Genomic DNA, 13,957 nt, shown 5'->3' on the forward strand with positions numbered 1-13,957 from the left:
GAGAAAACCATGGTTACCGTGACCGCTGCGGGCACAGCCCAGAACAGTCAAAGCCCCGCCAGATCCGCAGACGCGCGAGGCAGCATGATCAGCAGCGATTTCCAGACCTTCCTTCTGATGCTGACCACGCAAATCCAGAATCAGGACCCGCTTAACCCTATGGAAAGCACGGAATTCGCGCAGCAACTCGCGACCTTTTCGGGCGTTGAGCAGCAAGTGAAGACGAATACTTTGTTGGAAACCCTCTCCGACAAACTCGGCCTTTCCGGCATTGCCCAGCTTGCCCCCTGGGTCGGGATGGAGGCGCGGGTGGATGCGCCGGTCATGTTCGACGGTGCGCCGCTAACGCTTTACCCAGTCCCCGATGCCTCTGCGGATCAGGCCGTGCTGGTCGTCAACGACGCGAATGGCAGGGAAGTGATGCGGTCGCCTGCGGCGGTGTCTTCGGCACCCGTTGATTGGGCGGGAACGGATGCATCGGGTTCGCCGCTGCCATCCGGCGCATATTCCTTTACCCTTGAGAGTTATAGTGGCGGCGAATTGATCGGAACGACCGCGATTCAAACATATGGAAAGATAACCGAGGTGCGGAATGGAGTTTCCGGCCCCGAGGTCGTGCTGGAAGGCGGTTCGGTCATCACCACGTCAGACATCGCAGCTCTTCGTGCGGCATCGGGGTGAGGATCAGAACCAGTAGACTGCCGTCATGGCCAGTCCGGCAAGACCTGCACCAAGGCCGACGAGTGCGAGCGCCCGGAGCTTTGAGGGTTTTTCTGCGGGCTTTGCCTCTTCCGTCTGCCGGATCAGAAGCGCCTCGGCCAGTTGCGGCAGGCGGGGTCCAAACCGGCTGACAACCTGCGCCGTGCGGATCAGATCGCGGACAAGGGCCTTGGGGCCGATGTTTTCGCGGATGTAGCGCTCCACCACCGGCTTCGCGACCTGCCAGATATTGATGTTGGGGTTGAGCGAGCGGGCCACGCCCTCTACCACCACCATCGTGCGTTGCAACAGGATCAGCTCAGTCCGCGTCTGCATGCCAAACCGCTCGGTCACCTCGAACAGATAGGACAGCAGCCGCGCCATCGAGATGCGGGTTGCATCCATGCCGAATATCGGCTCGCCCACGGCACGCAAGGCGCGGGCAAACTCATCCACGTCACGATCGCGGGGCACATAGCCTGCCTCGAAATGCACCTCGGCCACACGCCGGTAATCGCGGCGGATGAAGCCGATCAGAATCTCGGCATAGACGCGGCGGGTGTACTCGTCGATATGGCCCATGATGCCGAAGTCATAGGCGACGATGTCCCCATTCGGCGCGACCTTCAGGTTGCCCTGATGCATATCGGCATGGAAATAGCCGTCCCGAAGCGCATGGCTGAGGAAAAGCTGCAGCACGCGTTCGGAAAGAGCGACGGAATCGTGCCCGGCCGCCTGTATCGCCTTCACCTCTCCCAAAGGAATGCCCTCTGCCCAGCCCAGCGTCAGCACTTCGCGCGATGACAGGTTCCAATAGGGTTCCGGCACCTGAAACCCTTCGTCCTGTTCGGTGTTCGCCCGGAACTCGGATGCGGCCGCACTTTCCAGCCGGAGGTCCAACTCCCCCATCACCACGCCTTCGAAATGCTTGATGACATCGGTCGGGCGCAGGCGGCGCGTTCCGGGCAGAAGCGCCTCGATCAGACCGGCAGCAAAGTGGAACGCGTCGATATCGCGGCGGAACGCACGCTCGATTTCCGGGCGCAGCACCTTGACCGCCACATCCTCACCCGTGCCAGCAACGCGCGCGCGATGGACCTGCGCAATGGAGGCAGCAGCGACGGGTTCTGAGAACTCGGAAAACAGGTCATCGACCGGCACGCCCAGTTCATGGCTGACGGTGGCCTTGGCGATTTCAGTCGGAAAGGGTGGCAGCTTGTCCTGAAGCACACGCAGCTGCTGGGCGAGTTCGTCGCCCACAACATCGGGCCGGGTCGAAAGCACCTGGCCGAACTTGATATAGGCCGGGCCAAGCGCGGTCAGAGCACGCGTGACCGGCGGCTGCGACAGGTCGCCGCGATAGCCGAGCCATTTGAACGGCCAGCCGACGATCCGCGCCAGCGCCCTGAGGCGCGGCGGCGTGTCCAGCCCTTCCAGCGCGATCTTCATCGCGCCCGTGCGTTCAAAGGTCGCTCCGGTGCGGATCAGCCGCCAGATATTGTGGGGACCGCGCAACTCAGATCTTCCAACCGGAATGAAGGGCGGCAACGCCCATCGTCAGGTTGCGGTATTTCACCTGAGAGAAGCCCGCCTGACGGATCATCGTCGCGAAGGCCTGCTGATCGGGGAACTTGCGGATCGATTCGACCAGATACTGATAGCTGTCGCGGTCCCCCGCCACGATCTGACCCATCACCGGGATCACGTTGAAGGAATACTTGTCATAGGCCCACTGCATCGCGGGATTGGGCAACTGGCTAAACTCCAGCACCATGAGCCGGCCGCCGGGTTTCAGCACCCTGTAGGCTTCCGACAGGGCATCGCCGATGCGCGTCACGTTCCGGATGCCGAAGCTGATTGTATAGGTGTCGAATGTATTCGCCTCAAAAGGCAAAGCCATCGCATCGCCGACGACCCAGTTCAGCCGGTCTGCCATATTCTCGGCCTCGGCCCGCTTCTGGCCTTCGACGAGCATGGATTCCGTCATATCCAGAACGGTGGCCGTGGCCTCCGGTGCGCGCTTCAGAAACCGGAACGCGATGTCCCCGGTTCCCCCCGCAACATCCAGTAGCCGCTGGCCCGGACGCGGCGCCAGCCAGTCCATCATCGCGTCCTTCCAGAGCCGGTGAATGCCGACCGACATCACGTCGTTCATGATGTCGTATTTGTTGGCCACACGGGTGAAGACACCATGGACCATACCGGCCTTGTCGCCTTCCGGCACATCCTTGAACCCGAAATGGGTCGTGCGGGTATCGCTCGTCGTCATGGGCCTTGCCGTTTCTGTCCGTTCGCCCTTCTTATAGAAGCCTTGGCCGCAGAGACAATGCGGCGGAAAGGACTGTTGCCGGAATGCCAGAGCTTCCCGAGGTTGAAACCGTCCGACGCGGCCTGCTGCCTGCGATGGAAGGGCGCGTGATCAACCGGGCGACCGTCAACCGTCAAGATCTGCGCTTTCCTTTTCCCGAACGCATGGCCGACCGCCTCACCGGCGCGCGGGTTCTGGGGCTTAGGCGGCGGTCAAAGTACATCCTTGCCGACCTATCGACCGGAGAAACCTTGCTCATCCATCTCGGCATGTCGGGGCGGATGTTGATTTCGGGCGTGACACTGGGCGAATTCCATTACGACCACCCCGCCCCGGCCAAACACGACCATGTCGTTCTGGACATGGAAGGCGGCGCGCGGATCACCTTCAACGATGCCCGTCGCTTCGGGGCGATGGACATGATGGAAACGGCAGAGGCCGATACTCACTGGCTCCTCCGGGATATCGGGCCGGAACCACTCGGCAACGCGTTCAACGAGGATTACCTCACCCAGCGATTCCGCCGCCGGAAAACTCCGGTCAAATCCGCCCTGCTGGATCAGAAGATCGTCGCCGGGCTTGGCAACATCTATGTCTGCGAAGTGCTGCACCGCGCGGGAATCGACCCGCGCCGCACGGCCGGTGCAATCGCACAACGCCGCGTGGCCGGGCTCGTCCCGATCATCCGCGAGGTCTTGCAGGAAGCAATCGAGGCAGGCGGGTCAAGCCTTCGCGACTACCGTCAGGCGGACGGGGAGCTCGGCTACTTCCAGCACAATTTCCGGGTCTATGACCGCGAAAACGCGCTTTGTCCGACCGAGGGCTGCGGCGGCAGGATCAGTCGTGTTGTACAATCCGGACGTGCCACCTTCTTCTGTGCGCGTTGCCAAAGATGACTTGATCCCGCCGTTCGGACTGATAGGACTCGTGCCCGCACCATCTGAAAGGCCCCACTCTATGGCTTACGAGACCTTGATCGTCGAGATCGAAGACTACGTCGCCCTTATTCGTCTGAACCGGCCCGATGCGCTGAACGCATTGAATTCGGCACTTCTGGCTGAACTGGGCGAGGCCGTTGCGGCCGCTGATGCGAACGACAAGGTGCGTTGCATCGTCATTACCGGATCAGACAAGGCTTTTGCCGCGGGCGCCGACATCAAGGAGATGTCTGAAAAGAGCTTCGTCGACGCCTTCACCGACGACCTGTTCGGCACCAATACCGAAGACTTCCTTCGTTGCCGCAAGCCGATCATCGCCGCCGTGGCCGGATATGCGCTAGGTGGTGGCTGCGAACTGGCAATGATGTGCGACTTCATTATCGCGGCCGATACCGCGAAATTCGGCCAGCCAGAGATCAATCTTGGCGTGGTTGCAGGCATCGGCGGCACCCAGCGCCTGACGCGCTTTGTCGGCAAGTCAAAGTCAATGGACATGCATCTGACCGGTCGCTTCATGGACGCGGCCGAGGCGGAGCGTTCGGGCCTCGTCAGCCGGGTCGTGCCCGCCAACAAGCTGATCTCGGAAGCGATGGCCACGGCCCGCAAGATCACCGAGAAATCGGCCCTGACAGCCATGGCGGTAAAAGAGGCCGTCAACCGCAGCTATGAGACGACGCTGCGCGAAGGTGTTCTATTCGAACGCCGCCTCTTCCATGCGCTTTTCGCCACCGAGGATCAAAAGGAAGGCATGAGCGCTTTTCTTGAAAAGCGCCAACCGCAGTTCCGCGACCGCTGAAAACCTCTTTTCTTTGGTGACGTTTTCCCTTAAGGGGGCGCGGTCACATGCGCGTGGAGCCCGCTCAGGCTGGAATCGACCGGTTCACTGGGAACCCGGGTTTTGTCGCGCTTAGGTATCGAAACAAACCCGGAAGTTGGGAAACCACATATGGCAAATACGCCCCAGTCCAAGAAGCGCGCCCGCCAGGCCGAGCGTCGTCAAGATGTAAACAAAGCCCGCCGTTCGCGGATTCGGACCTTCCTGCGCAAGGTCGAAGAGGCGCTCGCCTCCGGCAATCAGGAATCGGCAGCAGCCGCTCTGCGCGAAGCTCAGCCGGAACTGGCCCGTGGCGTCACCAAAGGTGTCGTTCACAAGAACACTGCCGCGCGCAAGATGTCGCGCCTTGCAGCCCGCGTTAAGGCCCTCTCGGCCTGATTTCACGCTAAGTCATTGAGTTAAGGGCGTAACCTTGCGTTGCGCCCTTTTCCTTTGTTCGTTTGCGTAACGTCACCTGTGCCCGATTTGCACAGGCATCCGGATTCGGTCTGCCAAAGTTTGAGTCAAGCGAGAAGTTCTGTTGCGACCTCTGCGGCAGCCTTGCTAGCGTCCTTGTGCGATTCACGTCGTCTTGGGGGGACATGCGGTTACCACGGGGGTCGGGCAGGAGCTGCTTCCTGAACGGTTCTCCAATCGTGTTGGCAATGTCAGCGCGATGGTTCGTCTGAAGGTCGGCAAATTCTGCCGACTGTCAGGCAAGTTATTGAATTGTCTGGAGGTTTCAGACGGTTCACTTGCTGCCATGTCCAGAATACCCGCGCTTCCGGCGGAAGCGGTCAGAACCGGAATTCAAGTTCCGTGTTCTGGTCGTTTTTTGCGGATGCGGCGAATGAGAATCGTCGATCAAAAAAGCCGGCACGGCTGCAGTGCGGGACAGCGACGAAAGACTGGATAAACAGCGATGACCGAAGAATCCTGGGGGCAGGTACGCGATGAACTTCTTAAATCAGTCGGAAAGAACAATTTTTCTACCTGGATCGAACCGCTCAAACTGGCGGAGCTGAAGGGCGGCATCGCCCGCGTAGAGGCCCCGACCAAATTCATGCGCGACTGGGTGTCACGCAACTTCGCCGAACAGATTCGTCAGCATCTGGAGAAAGCGGGCGAGGCGGTCGAGCGCGTCGAATTCCACGTCGCCAGCCAACGGACAGCCACTGCAAAACCGTCCGAGCCCCGCGCCAGGCGTACATCGCGCGGGCAATCCCGGAACAATGACGATATCGACCTTCCCGGCGCCCCTCTGGACGCACGTTTCACATTCGACAGCTTTGTCGTCGGCAAGCCGAACGAATTGGCCCATGCCGCTGCGCGCCGCGTGGCCGAAGGCGGACCGGTCACGTTCAATCCCCTGTTTCTCTATGGTGGCGTCGGTCTCGGCAAGACGCACCTGATGCACGCCATTGCGCATGAACTTCAGGCCCGCCATCCCGACCTGCGCGTCCTCTACTTATCCGCTGAGCAATTCATGTACCGCTTCGTGCAGGCCCTGCGCGAAAAGCAGATCATGGACTTCAAGGAGATGTTCCGCTCTGTCGATGTGCTGATGGTGGATGACGTCCAGTTCATCGCGGGCAAGGAATCGACGCAGGAAGAGTTCTTCCACACGTTCAATGCGCTTGTGGATCAGAACAAGCAGATCGTCATCTCGGCCGACCGTGCGCCGGGTGAGATCAAGGATCTGGAAGAACGGATCAAGAGCCGCCTGCAATGTGGCCTTGTCGTCGATCTGCATCCGACCGATTACGAATTGCGCCTCGGTATTCTTCAGCAAAAGGTCGAATTCTATCGCGGCCAGTATCCGGGCCTGAAGCTCGCCAATGGCGTGCTGGAATTCCTCGCCCACCGGATCAGCACCAATGTCCGCGTGCTGGAAGGCGCGTTGACCCGGCTCTTTGCCTTCGCTTCGCTCGTAGGCCGTGAAATCACGCTGGAACTTGCGCAGGACTGCCTCTCGGACATTCTGCGCGCCTCGGACCGCAAAGTCACGATCGAGGATATCCAGCGCAAGGTGGCAGAGCATTACAACATCCGCCTGTCCGACATGATCGGGCCAAAGCGGGTGCGCACCATCGCGCGGCCGCGTCAGGTGGCTATGTATCTGGCCAAGACGCTGACCACCCGGTCGCTGCCGGATATCGGCCGCCGGTTCGGCGGGCGCGACCACACCACGATCATGCATGGCGTCCGCAAGGTGGAAGAGCTGAAAGCAACAGACAGCCAGCTGGCAGAAGATATCGACCTGTTGCGCCGCCTCCTCGACCGCTAGGTCAAGGCCGAAACCGGCCTTGACCCTCCGGTCATTCCATTGGACATTCCCGAAAATTCTTGAGCCTGCGGGGAAAGTTGCTAACTTTCCCCTCCCGGCGACTTCAGGGGGCAGATATGAAGATCAGCATCGAGCGCGCAACGCTTCTGAAAGCGGTGGGTCAGGCGCAATCGGTCGTGGAGCGGCGCAATACGATCCCGATCCTGGCCAATGTGCTGATCGAGGCCGAAGGCGACACGGTCAGCTTCCGCGCCACCGACCTCGATATCGAGGTGGTGGACAAGGCCGATGCCAAGGTCGACCGCGCGGGCGCGACGACCGTTTCTGCGGTGATGCTGCACGAGATCGTGCGCAAACTGCCCGACGGGGCGCTTGTTTCGCTGACCGATGACAGTGCTGCCGGGCGACTGACGGTGGAGGCGGGCCGCTCGACCTTCTCGCTCGCGACGCTGCCGAAGGAAGATTTCCCGGTCATGGCCTCGTCGGAATATACGGCGAATTTCTCGGCCCCCGCGCCGGTTCTGCGGCGCCTGTTCGACAAGTCGAAATTCGCGATCTCGACCGAAGAGACCCGCTATTACCTCAACGGCGTCTATATGCATGTCGCCGATGGCGAAAGCGGCAAGGCCTTGCGCTGTGTTGCGACCGACGGCCACCGTCTGGCCCGCATCGACGCCGCCCTGCCCGAGGGGGCCGCGAACATGCCCGGCGTGATCGTGCCGCGCAAAACGGTAGGCGAGTTGCGCAAGTTGCTCGACGATGATGAGGCGCAGATCGCGGTGTCGGTATCCGAAACCAAGGTACGTTTCGCCACGCCCCTCATCACGCTGACCTCAAAAGTTATCGACGGCACCTTCCCGGACTATTCCCGCGTTATTCCCGCTGGCAACACCAAACGGCTGGAGGTCGATGCGGCAGAGTTCGCCAAGGCCGTTGACCGGGTCGCGACCGTTTCGTCGGAACGCTCGCGCGCGGTCAAACTGCAACTTGACGAGGATCGGCTGGTCCTGTCCGTGAACGCGCCCGATGCCGGGGCGGCCGAGGAAGAACTGGCGGTTGCCTATGGCGATGAGCGGCTGGAGATCGGCTTCAACGCCAAATACCTTCTGGAAATCGCCAGCCAGGTGGACCGCGAAAACGCGGTGTTCCTCTTCAACTCCTCGGGCGATCCGACACTGATGCGCGAAGGCAATGACACATCGGCCGTCTATGTCGTGATGCCGATGCGCGTCTGATCCGGCTTCGCCGGAGCCTCCGGCGGAGGTATCTAAGCCAAGATGAAAGGCACGGCCCCGTGCCAACCCTTGCCGTCACATCGCTGCTGCTCTCACACTTCCGTTCGCACCGGCGAACGGAACTAACCTTCGATGGCCGCCCGGTGGCGATCTTTGGACCGAACGGGGCGGGCAAGACCAATATACTTGAGGCGGTTTCGTTCCTGTCGCCGGGCCGTGGTTTGCGCCGGGCCACCCCCGATGAGGTCGCACGGCAGCCCGAAGCGCTGGGTTGGAAGCTGAAGGCGGTGCTTCAGAGCCTGCATCAGATTCATGAGGTGGAGACCTTCGCCGAGCCGGGGGCGAGCAGGAGTGTCACGATTGACGGCAAGCCAGCCGCGCAAGCCGCTTTGGGGCGCATCGCCCGGATGCTCTGGCTGGTACCCGCGATGGACCGGCTTTGGATCGAAGGGGCCGAGGGGCGTCGGCGCTTTCTGGACCGGATGACCCTCTCGTTCGAGCCGGGACATGCCGAGGTCGTGCTCACCTATGAAAAGGCAATGCGTGAAAGGAATCGGCTCTTGCGTGACGAGGTGCGCGATGCTGGCTGGTACGGCGCGCTGGAATCTCAGATGGCTGAGGCCGGGGCGGTGATCCAATCCAACCGCGCAGCCGCCATCGCTCGGGTCGCGGCGGCACAGGACGGCGCAGAAACCGCCTTTCCGGTCGCGGACCTTACGATTCTTGGGCCCGATGGAGAGGATTTTCCGTTCGGCGCCGATGCACTAGCTGACACTTTCGCCGCCGGTCGGTCCCGCGACATGGCGGCAGGGCGCACGCTAACCGGTCCCCATCGCGCCGATTTGGGGGCGGTCTACGCCGCCAAGGGCATGCCCGCCGCGCAGGCCTCGACAGGTGAACAGAAGGCGCTTCTGATCTCGCTTATCCTTGCCAATGGTCGTGCGCTGGCCGAAGATTTTGGCGCGCCGCCGATCCTTCTTCTGGACGAGGTGGCGGCCCATCTCGACGCCAGCCGACGCGCAGCGCTTTACGACGAAATCTGCGCGATGGGGGCGCAGGCTTTTATGACCGGAACCGGGATTGAGCTTTTCGAGGGCCTCGGTGCGCGGGCGCAAGGCTTTGAGGTGTCTGACAGCGGCGGTCTTTCAATCACCGAGGAAAGGAACATCGCATGACCCCACAGCGTGTCACCCTGATCACCCTTGGCGTCGATGACCTGGCCCGGTCGCGGGCATTTTATGAATCGCTCGGATGGGTTCCGACCACGGCGCTCGACGAGGTGGTGTTTTTCCAGATTCACGGTGCTGTTCTGGGCATCTTTGGCCGCGAGGCGCTTGCAAAGGATCAGGGCAGACCCGGGGTGCGGCTTGAAACCGGCGCGATGACATTGGCTCAGAACTTCACGACCGAGGCCGAGGTGGATGCTGCCTGGGAGCGGGCGGTCGCGGCGGGCGCCGCGCCACTGAAGAAGCCAGAGAAAGTCTTCTGGGGCGGCTACTCTGGATATTACGCCGACCCCGATGTCCATGTCTGGGAAGTGGCGATGAACCCGTTCTGGCCCCTTGAGTCCGACGGGTCTCTGGACATTTCGAAAGTGGCAGACGCAGCGCAGGAGTAATCCGGCAATACGGTGTCAAAACGAACAAGCCTCGTTTCGACACAAATTTATTTCGGCCCGACCAGTGCGAACATCGCGCCCTGCGGATCGCGGGCACCCATGATGAAGGCGCCACCCGGCACCTCCATCGGCCCGTGAAGAACTTGCCCACCTGCTTCCGCCGTGCGGGCGATGGCCGCCTGAACCCCGTCGGTACCGAAATAGGGCAGCCAGAATGGCCTGCCCGGCCCCGGCATGTTGGGCATCAGCTTCATCATTCCGCCGATATCGGCCTTGCCATGACGGAAAAGCTGATAGGTCATGCCCGGTCCCATTTGATGCGTATCGCCCGGCTTCCAGCCAAAGAGCTTACCATAGAAGGCCAGCGCAGCCTCGGGGTCGGAGGTCATCAATTCGTGCCAGCAGCCATGGCCCGTCGCCTTCTGATCGAAGGCGCGGCCGTCGTCCTCAAGCATCTGGAGGATACCGAACGCGGCCCCCTGCGGGTCCGTAGCGGCTGCGAAGCGGCCGGTGCCGGGGATATCGGCCGGGCCGTAGACGATTGAACCGCCCGATTTGGCGATATCCTTTGCCGCTTTGTCGCAATTGGTCACAGTAACATAGAACGTCCATGCTGGCGGCGTGCCCGGCTGCGCGGCCATGATCCCTGCGACCATGTCGTCGCCCGCCCGTGCAAGACGGTAGTCCATACCTTCCATACCGGAATCGGCAATGCTCCAGCCCATGACATGGGCATAGAAATGCCCTGCCGCGTTGGGGTCGGCGGTGGACAGCTCATACCAGCAGGGTTTGCCGCGTTTCGGTTTGGCCATATCGTCCTCCCGTATTGCATCGCCCCCTGACGGGGCACGGGATCAGCCTGCGCCTCCGGTGCCCGCAATGCAAGGGCGGCGGAATCAGACGGCGCGGTCGAACTTGGTCGACAGGTGGATCAGGCTTTCAGAGCCCTTAACCCCGGTCATCTCGCCGATCTGATCGAGAACACCATCAAGAACAGTGGTCGAGGGGGCGGCCACCTGTAGCAGGAAATCGACTCGGCCCGAGGTCGTGTGCACCCGCTCCACCTCCGGTATCGCCTTGAGGCGGCTCAGCACATTGGCCTGCGCGCGGGGTTCGATCGTCAGCAGGACGGTTGCGCGGATTCGGGCCTGCCGCGCGGCCTCGCCCAGCTTTACAGTATAGCCCGCGATGACGCCCGTCGTTTCCAGCCGCTCCAGCCGCGCCTGAATGGTTGAGCGCGCGACTTTCAGCCGCCGCGCCAGCGTCGCAACGGATACGCGGGCATCAGAACCCAGAAATCCTAAGATCGAGCGGTCGAGGTCGTCCATTTTGCAACACCGGCAGTTTGACTGTTGTTTTCGTCATTTTAACGACAACGTCAAGCATTTCTACTCTTTTGATCGGTAGAAATGTCCGCCATATCCTCCGGACTTCGTTCAGGCAAAGGGCGGCTCATACGCACCTTACCTGGTTTGGTCAAATGCGTAAGCGCTTTCCAACCGGTATGCCCGGGCAAAAGGTGGCTGCGCCTTGTTGGCAAGGGTAACCGCCGATGGGGCTCTCTAAGATGATCTGGGCGAATCCGTCCGAATTCCTTCGTATCGAACAACCGCTCAACCCGGTGATGTTTTTCGCCCCGTCTGTGCTGCAGGCCAGTGCGCGTCGGTTCATCGACGGCTTTCCGGGCCTCGTGACTTACGCGGTCAAGTCGAACCCCGAGGAGATGGTGATCCAGAACCTCGTTGCCGCAGGCATTCAGGGTTTTGATGTGGCCTCGCCCGCCGAGATCGAGATGGTGCGCCGCCTCGCGCCCACGGCCGCTTTGCACTACCACAACCCGGTGCGCGGCCGGCATGAGATCGCCTATGCGGTCGAAATGGGCGTGAAGTCCTATTCGGTGGACAGCCGGTCCGAGTTGCAGAAGCTGATCGAGATCGTGCCGGCAGAGGGCGCCGAAATCTCCGTGCGCTTCAAACTGCCGGTCGCCGGGGCCGCTTACAATTTCGGTGCCAAGTTCGGTGCGACAGTGGAACTGGCGACGGAACTGCTGGCGACCGTGGCGGAAGCGGGCTTTATCCCGTCGCTGACCTTCCATCCGGGCACCCAGTGCACCGACCCGATGGCTTGGGACGCCTATCTGCGCGCCGCGGCCGAGATCTGCACCAATGCCGGGGTGAAGGCGCGCCGTCTGAACGTCGGTGGCGGCTTCCCGTCGCATCGCCTCTCGACCGAGATCCCGCAACTTGACGCGATCTTCGAACTGATCGGCCGGGTTGCTCATGACGCATTTGACGGCGAACCGCCTGCGCTCGTCTGCGAACCGGGCCGCGCGCTGGTTGCCGAAAGCTTCACGCTGGCCGCCCGCATCAAGGGTCTGCGCGACGGCGAGCATGTGTTCCTGAACGACGGCACCTATGGCAACCTCGATGAGCTGCCGATCACCGGCATTATCGACCGCATCGCCGTCGTGTCGCCGGAAGGCGTGCAGCGCGATGGCGAAGCCCAGCCGCGCGTGATCTTCGGCCCGACCTGCGACAGCGTCGACCGTCTGCCGGGCGAGGTCGATCTGCCGAGCGATCTGGAGGAGGGCGATTTCCTCGTCTTCTCCGGCATGGGTGCCTATTCGACCGCGACCAATACCCGCTTCAACGGCTTTGGCGACATGAAGATCGCCACGGTGATGCGCCTCGGCCTCTGAGGCAGAGAGCGGAGACCGGGAAGATCTGAAGTCCCGCAGTCAAACAGCGAAGCCGCCATTGACGCGTTCAGCGTGTGGCGGTTTCGGCGTTTCTAACCACGGGCAAATGTCAGAAACTCTGGAACGAACCGGTGGTACCCTGTCACCGGGACCCGTTGCGCTCGGTAACATATCCTGAGTCCTGAATCTCATCCGAAGGATGCAGAATAACCCGATCCCCTTCTTCAAGACCGCCCACGACCTCGGCGGTTTCGCTGTTGCGGTGGCCGATGTTGACCTTCGCCAGCTCTGCCCTGTCATCCTCGACGCGAAATACAGCCCAGCTCCCGTCACGACGGAAAAGCGCCGACAGCGGCACTTGCAGCACGTCCTCTTCCTCCCAGGTCACGATCCGTAGATAGACGGCATAGCGGTCCCCGAGACTTGCCCGCGCCTCGGGCGGAGACACGAAGTCGAACGTCGCATCGACGCGCTGTTCTTCGATGCCGAGGGCCGAGACCTTTGTCTTTGCGGTCGGTGCAAGCGACCGCAGACTTGCCTCCAGCGGGACCGGTCCACCCCAGCGATCAACGATCGCGCGGGCACCCGGTTCAAGACCAATTGCATCCGCTGACAGCAGATCGGCAACGATCTCCAGATCATCCATCCTCCCGATCGAGACGAGGCGCGTGCCGGCAGTGACCGGCCCCGCGCTGACGATATCGACCGACAGTACCGTGCCCGTGATCGGCGCGTAAAGGGTGACGCAGCAGGTTTCACCCCTGCCGGAGGCCGATCCCGGTTCGATCAGCGCGGCGCGGGCGCGCTGAAGCGCGCTCGTCGACATCTCCACCCCCGATTGGGCGGCTTCCTGCGCTGCAATGCGGATCGACAGGATCTGCGTCGCATCCTCCAGCTGGGTCAGGGACGAAACACCGCGTTCGGCGAGCGCCTTGGCCCGGGCATGTGTGCTCGTGGCATGGGCAAGCTCTTCATCGGCCTGCCGCAACTGCGCCTCGGCCAGTCTCAGCGCGGCTTCGGCTTCACGCACGGCTGCCTCGGCCTGTTCGCGCGCCCGGGTATCGAGGAACGCCGGCGCTGCGGGTTCTACCACGGCGACCACCGTTTCCCCCTTGATCACGGGATCACCGACCTCGACCGGCGCACGTTGCACCGTGCCTGAGATTGGCGCCGAGACCTCGAAGATATCCCGAATGCGAGTTTCACCCTCGGCATTGACCGTGACCGTCATCGGCGCGCGCCGAACCTCCGCCAGATCGACCGGCACCGGCTCGGTGCGGAAGGTGAGCCAGCCGAGGCCGACAAGGACACCAGCACCCACGATGCCGATGATGTAGTGGCGCGGTTGCAGACCCATGGG

At 62.0% G+C, this 13,957-nt stretch carries 14 protein-coding genes; 9 read left to right on the top strand and 5 right to left on the bottom strand.

Going from position 1 to position 13,957, the window contains the following annotated elements; translation table 11 throughout:
• Window positions 1-9 precede the first annotated feature (9 nt).
• On the top strand, window positions 10-681 hold the full coding sequence (locus OEZ71_RS09210) for a flagellar hook capping FlgD N-terminal domain-containing protein (RefSeq protein WP_263739653.1): 672 nt from the start codon (window positions 10-12) through the stop codon (window positions 679-681).
• 3 nt (window positions 682-684) lie between these two features.
• Here OEZ71_RS09210 and ubiB read toward each other — a convergent pair whose 3' ends face one another.
• Both ubiB and ubiE read right to left on the bottom strand, forming a co-directional pair.
• A complete protein-coding gene (ubiB, locus tag OEZ71_RS09215) occupies window positions 685-2,214 on the bottom strand; it encodes a 2-polyprenylphenol 6-hydroxylase (protein WP_263739654.1) in 1,530 nt (509 codons plus the stop codon).
• A 1-nt stretch (window position 2,215) separates the two neighbouring features.
• Window positions 2,216-2,968, bottom strand: coding sequence for a bifunctional demethylmenaquinone methyltransferase/2-methoxy-6-polyprenyl-1,4-benzoquinol methylase UbiE (gene ubiE, locus OEZ71_RS09220; RefSeq protein WP_263739655.1), 753 nt, complete (start codon window positions 2,966-2,968; stop codon window positions 2,216-2,218).
• A gap of 83 nt (window positions 2,969-3,051) precedes the next feature.
• Between ubiE and mutM the strand changes: the two genes are divergently transcribed.
• From mutM to OEZ71_RS09255, 7 genes are all read left to right on the top strand, one after another.
• The gene (mutM, locus tag OEZ71_RS09225) at window positions 3,052-3,903 is read left to right on the top strand and encodes a bifunctional DNA-formamidopyrimidine glycosylase/DNA-(apurinic or apyrimidinic site) lyase (RefSeq protein ID WP_263739656.1); all 852 of its coding nucleotides are present in this window, start codon (window positions 3,052-3,054) and stop codon (window positions 3,901-3,903) included.
• A gap of 61 nt (window positions 3,904-3,964) precedes the next feature.
• Complete coding sequence (locus OEZ71_RS09230) at window positions 3,965-4,741, top strand: enoyl-CoA hydratase (protein ID WP_263739657.1); 777 nt, start codon at window positions 3,965-3,967, stop codon at window positions 4,739-4,741.
• A gap of 150 nt (window positions 4,742-4,891) precedes the next feature.
• Window positions 4,892-5,158 (top strand): 30S ribosomal protein S20, encoded by a 267-nt coding sequence (gene rpsT, locus OEZ71_RS09235; RefSeq protein WP_263739658.1) that lies wholly within the window; start codon window positions 4,892-4,894, stop codon window positions 5,156-5,158.
• A 523-nt stretch (window positions 5,159-5,681) separates the two neighbouring features.
• The gene (gene dnaA, locus OEZ71_RS09240) at window positions 5,682-7,046 is read left to right on the top strand and encodes a chromosomal replication initiator protein DnaA (RefSeq protein WP_263739659.1); all 1,365 of its coding nucleotides are present in this window, start codon (window positions 5,682-5,684) and stop codon (window positions 7,044-7,046) included.
• 116 nt (window positions 7,047-7,162) lie between these two features.
• Window positions 7,163-8,281, top strand: a complete 1,119-nt coding sequence (dnaN, locus tag OEZ71_RS09245) for a DNA polymerase III subunit beta (protein ID WP_263739660.1) — start codon at window positions 7,163-7,165, stop codon at window positions 8,279-8,281.
• A gap of 59 nt (window positions 8,282-8,340) precedes the next feature.
• Window positions 8,341-9,456 (top strand): DNA replication/repair protein RecF, encoded by a 1,116-nt coding sequence (gene recF / locus OEZ71_RS09250; protein ID WP_263739661.1) that lies wholly within the window; start codon window positions 8,341-8,343, stop codon window positions 9,454-9,456.
• A complete protein-coding gene (locus tag OEZ71_RS09255) occupies window positions 9,453-9,899 on the top strand; it encodes a VOC family protein (RefSeq protein WP_263739662.1) in 447 nt (148 codons plus the stop codon). The genes recF and OEZ71_RS09255 overlap by 4 nt, the downstream gene beginning before the upstream one ends.
• Before the next feature lie 47 nt (window positions 9,900-9,946).
• Here the strand turns inward: OEZ71_RS09255 and OEZ71_RS09260 are convergent, their stop codons facing one another.
• Together OEZ71_RS09260 and OEZ71_RS09265 are read right to left on the bottom strand one after the other, a co-directional pair.
• Window positions 9,947-10,711: a VOC family protein gene (locus OEZ71_RS09260; protein WP_263739663.1), complete on the bottom strand. Its 765-nt coding sequence runs from the start codon at window positions 10,709-10,711 to the stop codon at window positions 9,947-9,949.
• An 84-nt stretch (window positions 10,712-10,795) separates the two neighbouring features.
• Window positions 10,796-11,227: an Lrp/AsnC family transcriptional regulator gene (locus OEZ71_RS09265; protein ID WP_263739664.1), complete on the bottom strand. Its 432-nt coding sequence runs from the start codon at window positions 11,225-11,227 to the stop codon at window positions 10,796-10,798.
• Between the two features lie 224 nt (window positions 11,228-11,451).
• Between OEZ71_RS09265 and OEZ71_RS09270 the strand changes: the two genes are divergently transcribed.
• Window positions 11,452-12,597, top strand: a complete 1,146-nt coding sequence (locus tag OEZ71_RS09270; protein WP_263739665.1) for a type III PLP-dependent enzyme — start codon at window positions 11,452-11,454, stop codon at window positions 12,595-12,597.
• Between the two features lie 142 nt (window positions 12,598-12,739).
• Here OEZ71_RS09270 and OEZ71_RS09275 read toward each other — a convergent pair whose 3' ends face one another.
• On the bottom strand, window positions 12,740-13,954 hold the full coding sequence (locus OEZ71_RS09275; RefSeq protein ID WP_263739666.1) for an efflux RND transporter periplasmic adaptor subunit: 1,215 nt from the start codon (window positions 13,952-13,954) through the stop codon (window positions 12,740-12,742).
• Window positions 13,955-13,957: the final 3 nt, after the last annotated feature.

This window comes from Albidovulum litorale (assembly GCF_025751495.1).
GTDB classification, from domain to species: domain Bacteria; phylum Pseudomonadota; class Alphaproteobacteria; order Rhodobacterales; family Rhodobacteraceae; genus Albidovulum; species Albidovulum litorale.

Excerpts from the sequence above, each read along its gene's own strand:
- OEZ71_RS09210 (WP_263739653.1), top strand. The coding sequence starts at position 10 with ATGGTTACCGTGACCGCTGCGGGCACAGCCCAGAACAGTCAAAGCCCC.
- mutM (WP_263739656.1), top strand. The coding sequence starts at position 3,052 with ATGCCAGAGCTTCCCGAGGTTGAAACCGTCCGACGCGGCCTGCTGCCT.
- ubiE (WP_263739655.1), bottom strand. The coding sequence starts at position 2,968 with ATGACGACGAGCGATACCCGCACGACCCATTTCGGGTTCAAGGATGTG.
- OEZ71_RS09265 (WP_263739664.1), bottom strand. The coding sequence starts at position 11,227 with ATGGACGACCTCGACCGCTCGATCTTAGGATTTCTGGGTTCTGATGCC.
- OEZ71_RS09260 (WP_263739663.1), bottom strand. The coding sequence starts at position 10,711 with ATGGCCAAACCGAAACGCGGCAAACCCTGCTGGTATGAGCTGTCCACC.
- dnaA (WP_263739659.1), top strand. The coding sequence starts at position 5,682 with ATGACCGAAGAATCCTGGGGGCAGGTACGCGATGAACTTCTTAAATCA.
- OEZ71_RS09255 (WP_263739662.1), top strand. The coding sequence starts at position 9,453 with ATGACCCCACAGCGTGTCACCCTGATCACCCTTGGCGTCGATGACCTG.
- rpsT (WP_263739658.1), top strand. The coding sequence starts at position 4,892 with ATGGCAAATACGCCCCAGTCCAAGAAGCGCGCCCGCCAGGCCGAGCGT.
- OEZ71_RS09270 (WP_263739665.1), top strand. The coding sequence starts at position 11,452 with ATGGGGCTCTCTAAGATGATCTGGGCGAATCCGTCCGAATTCCTTCGT.
- dnaN (WP_263739660.1), top strand. The coding sequence starts at position 7,163 with ATGAAGATCAGCATCGAGCGCGCAACGCTTCTGAAAGCGGTGGGTCAG.
- OEZ71_RS09230 (WP_263739657.1), top strand. The coding sequence starts at position 3,965 with ATGGCTTACGAGACCTTGATCGTCGAGATCGAAGACTACGTCGCCCTT.
- OEZ71_RS09275 (WP_263739666.1), bottom strand. The coding sequence starts at position 13,954 with ATGGGTCTGCAACCGCGCCACTACATCATCGGCATCGTGGGTGCTGGT.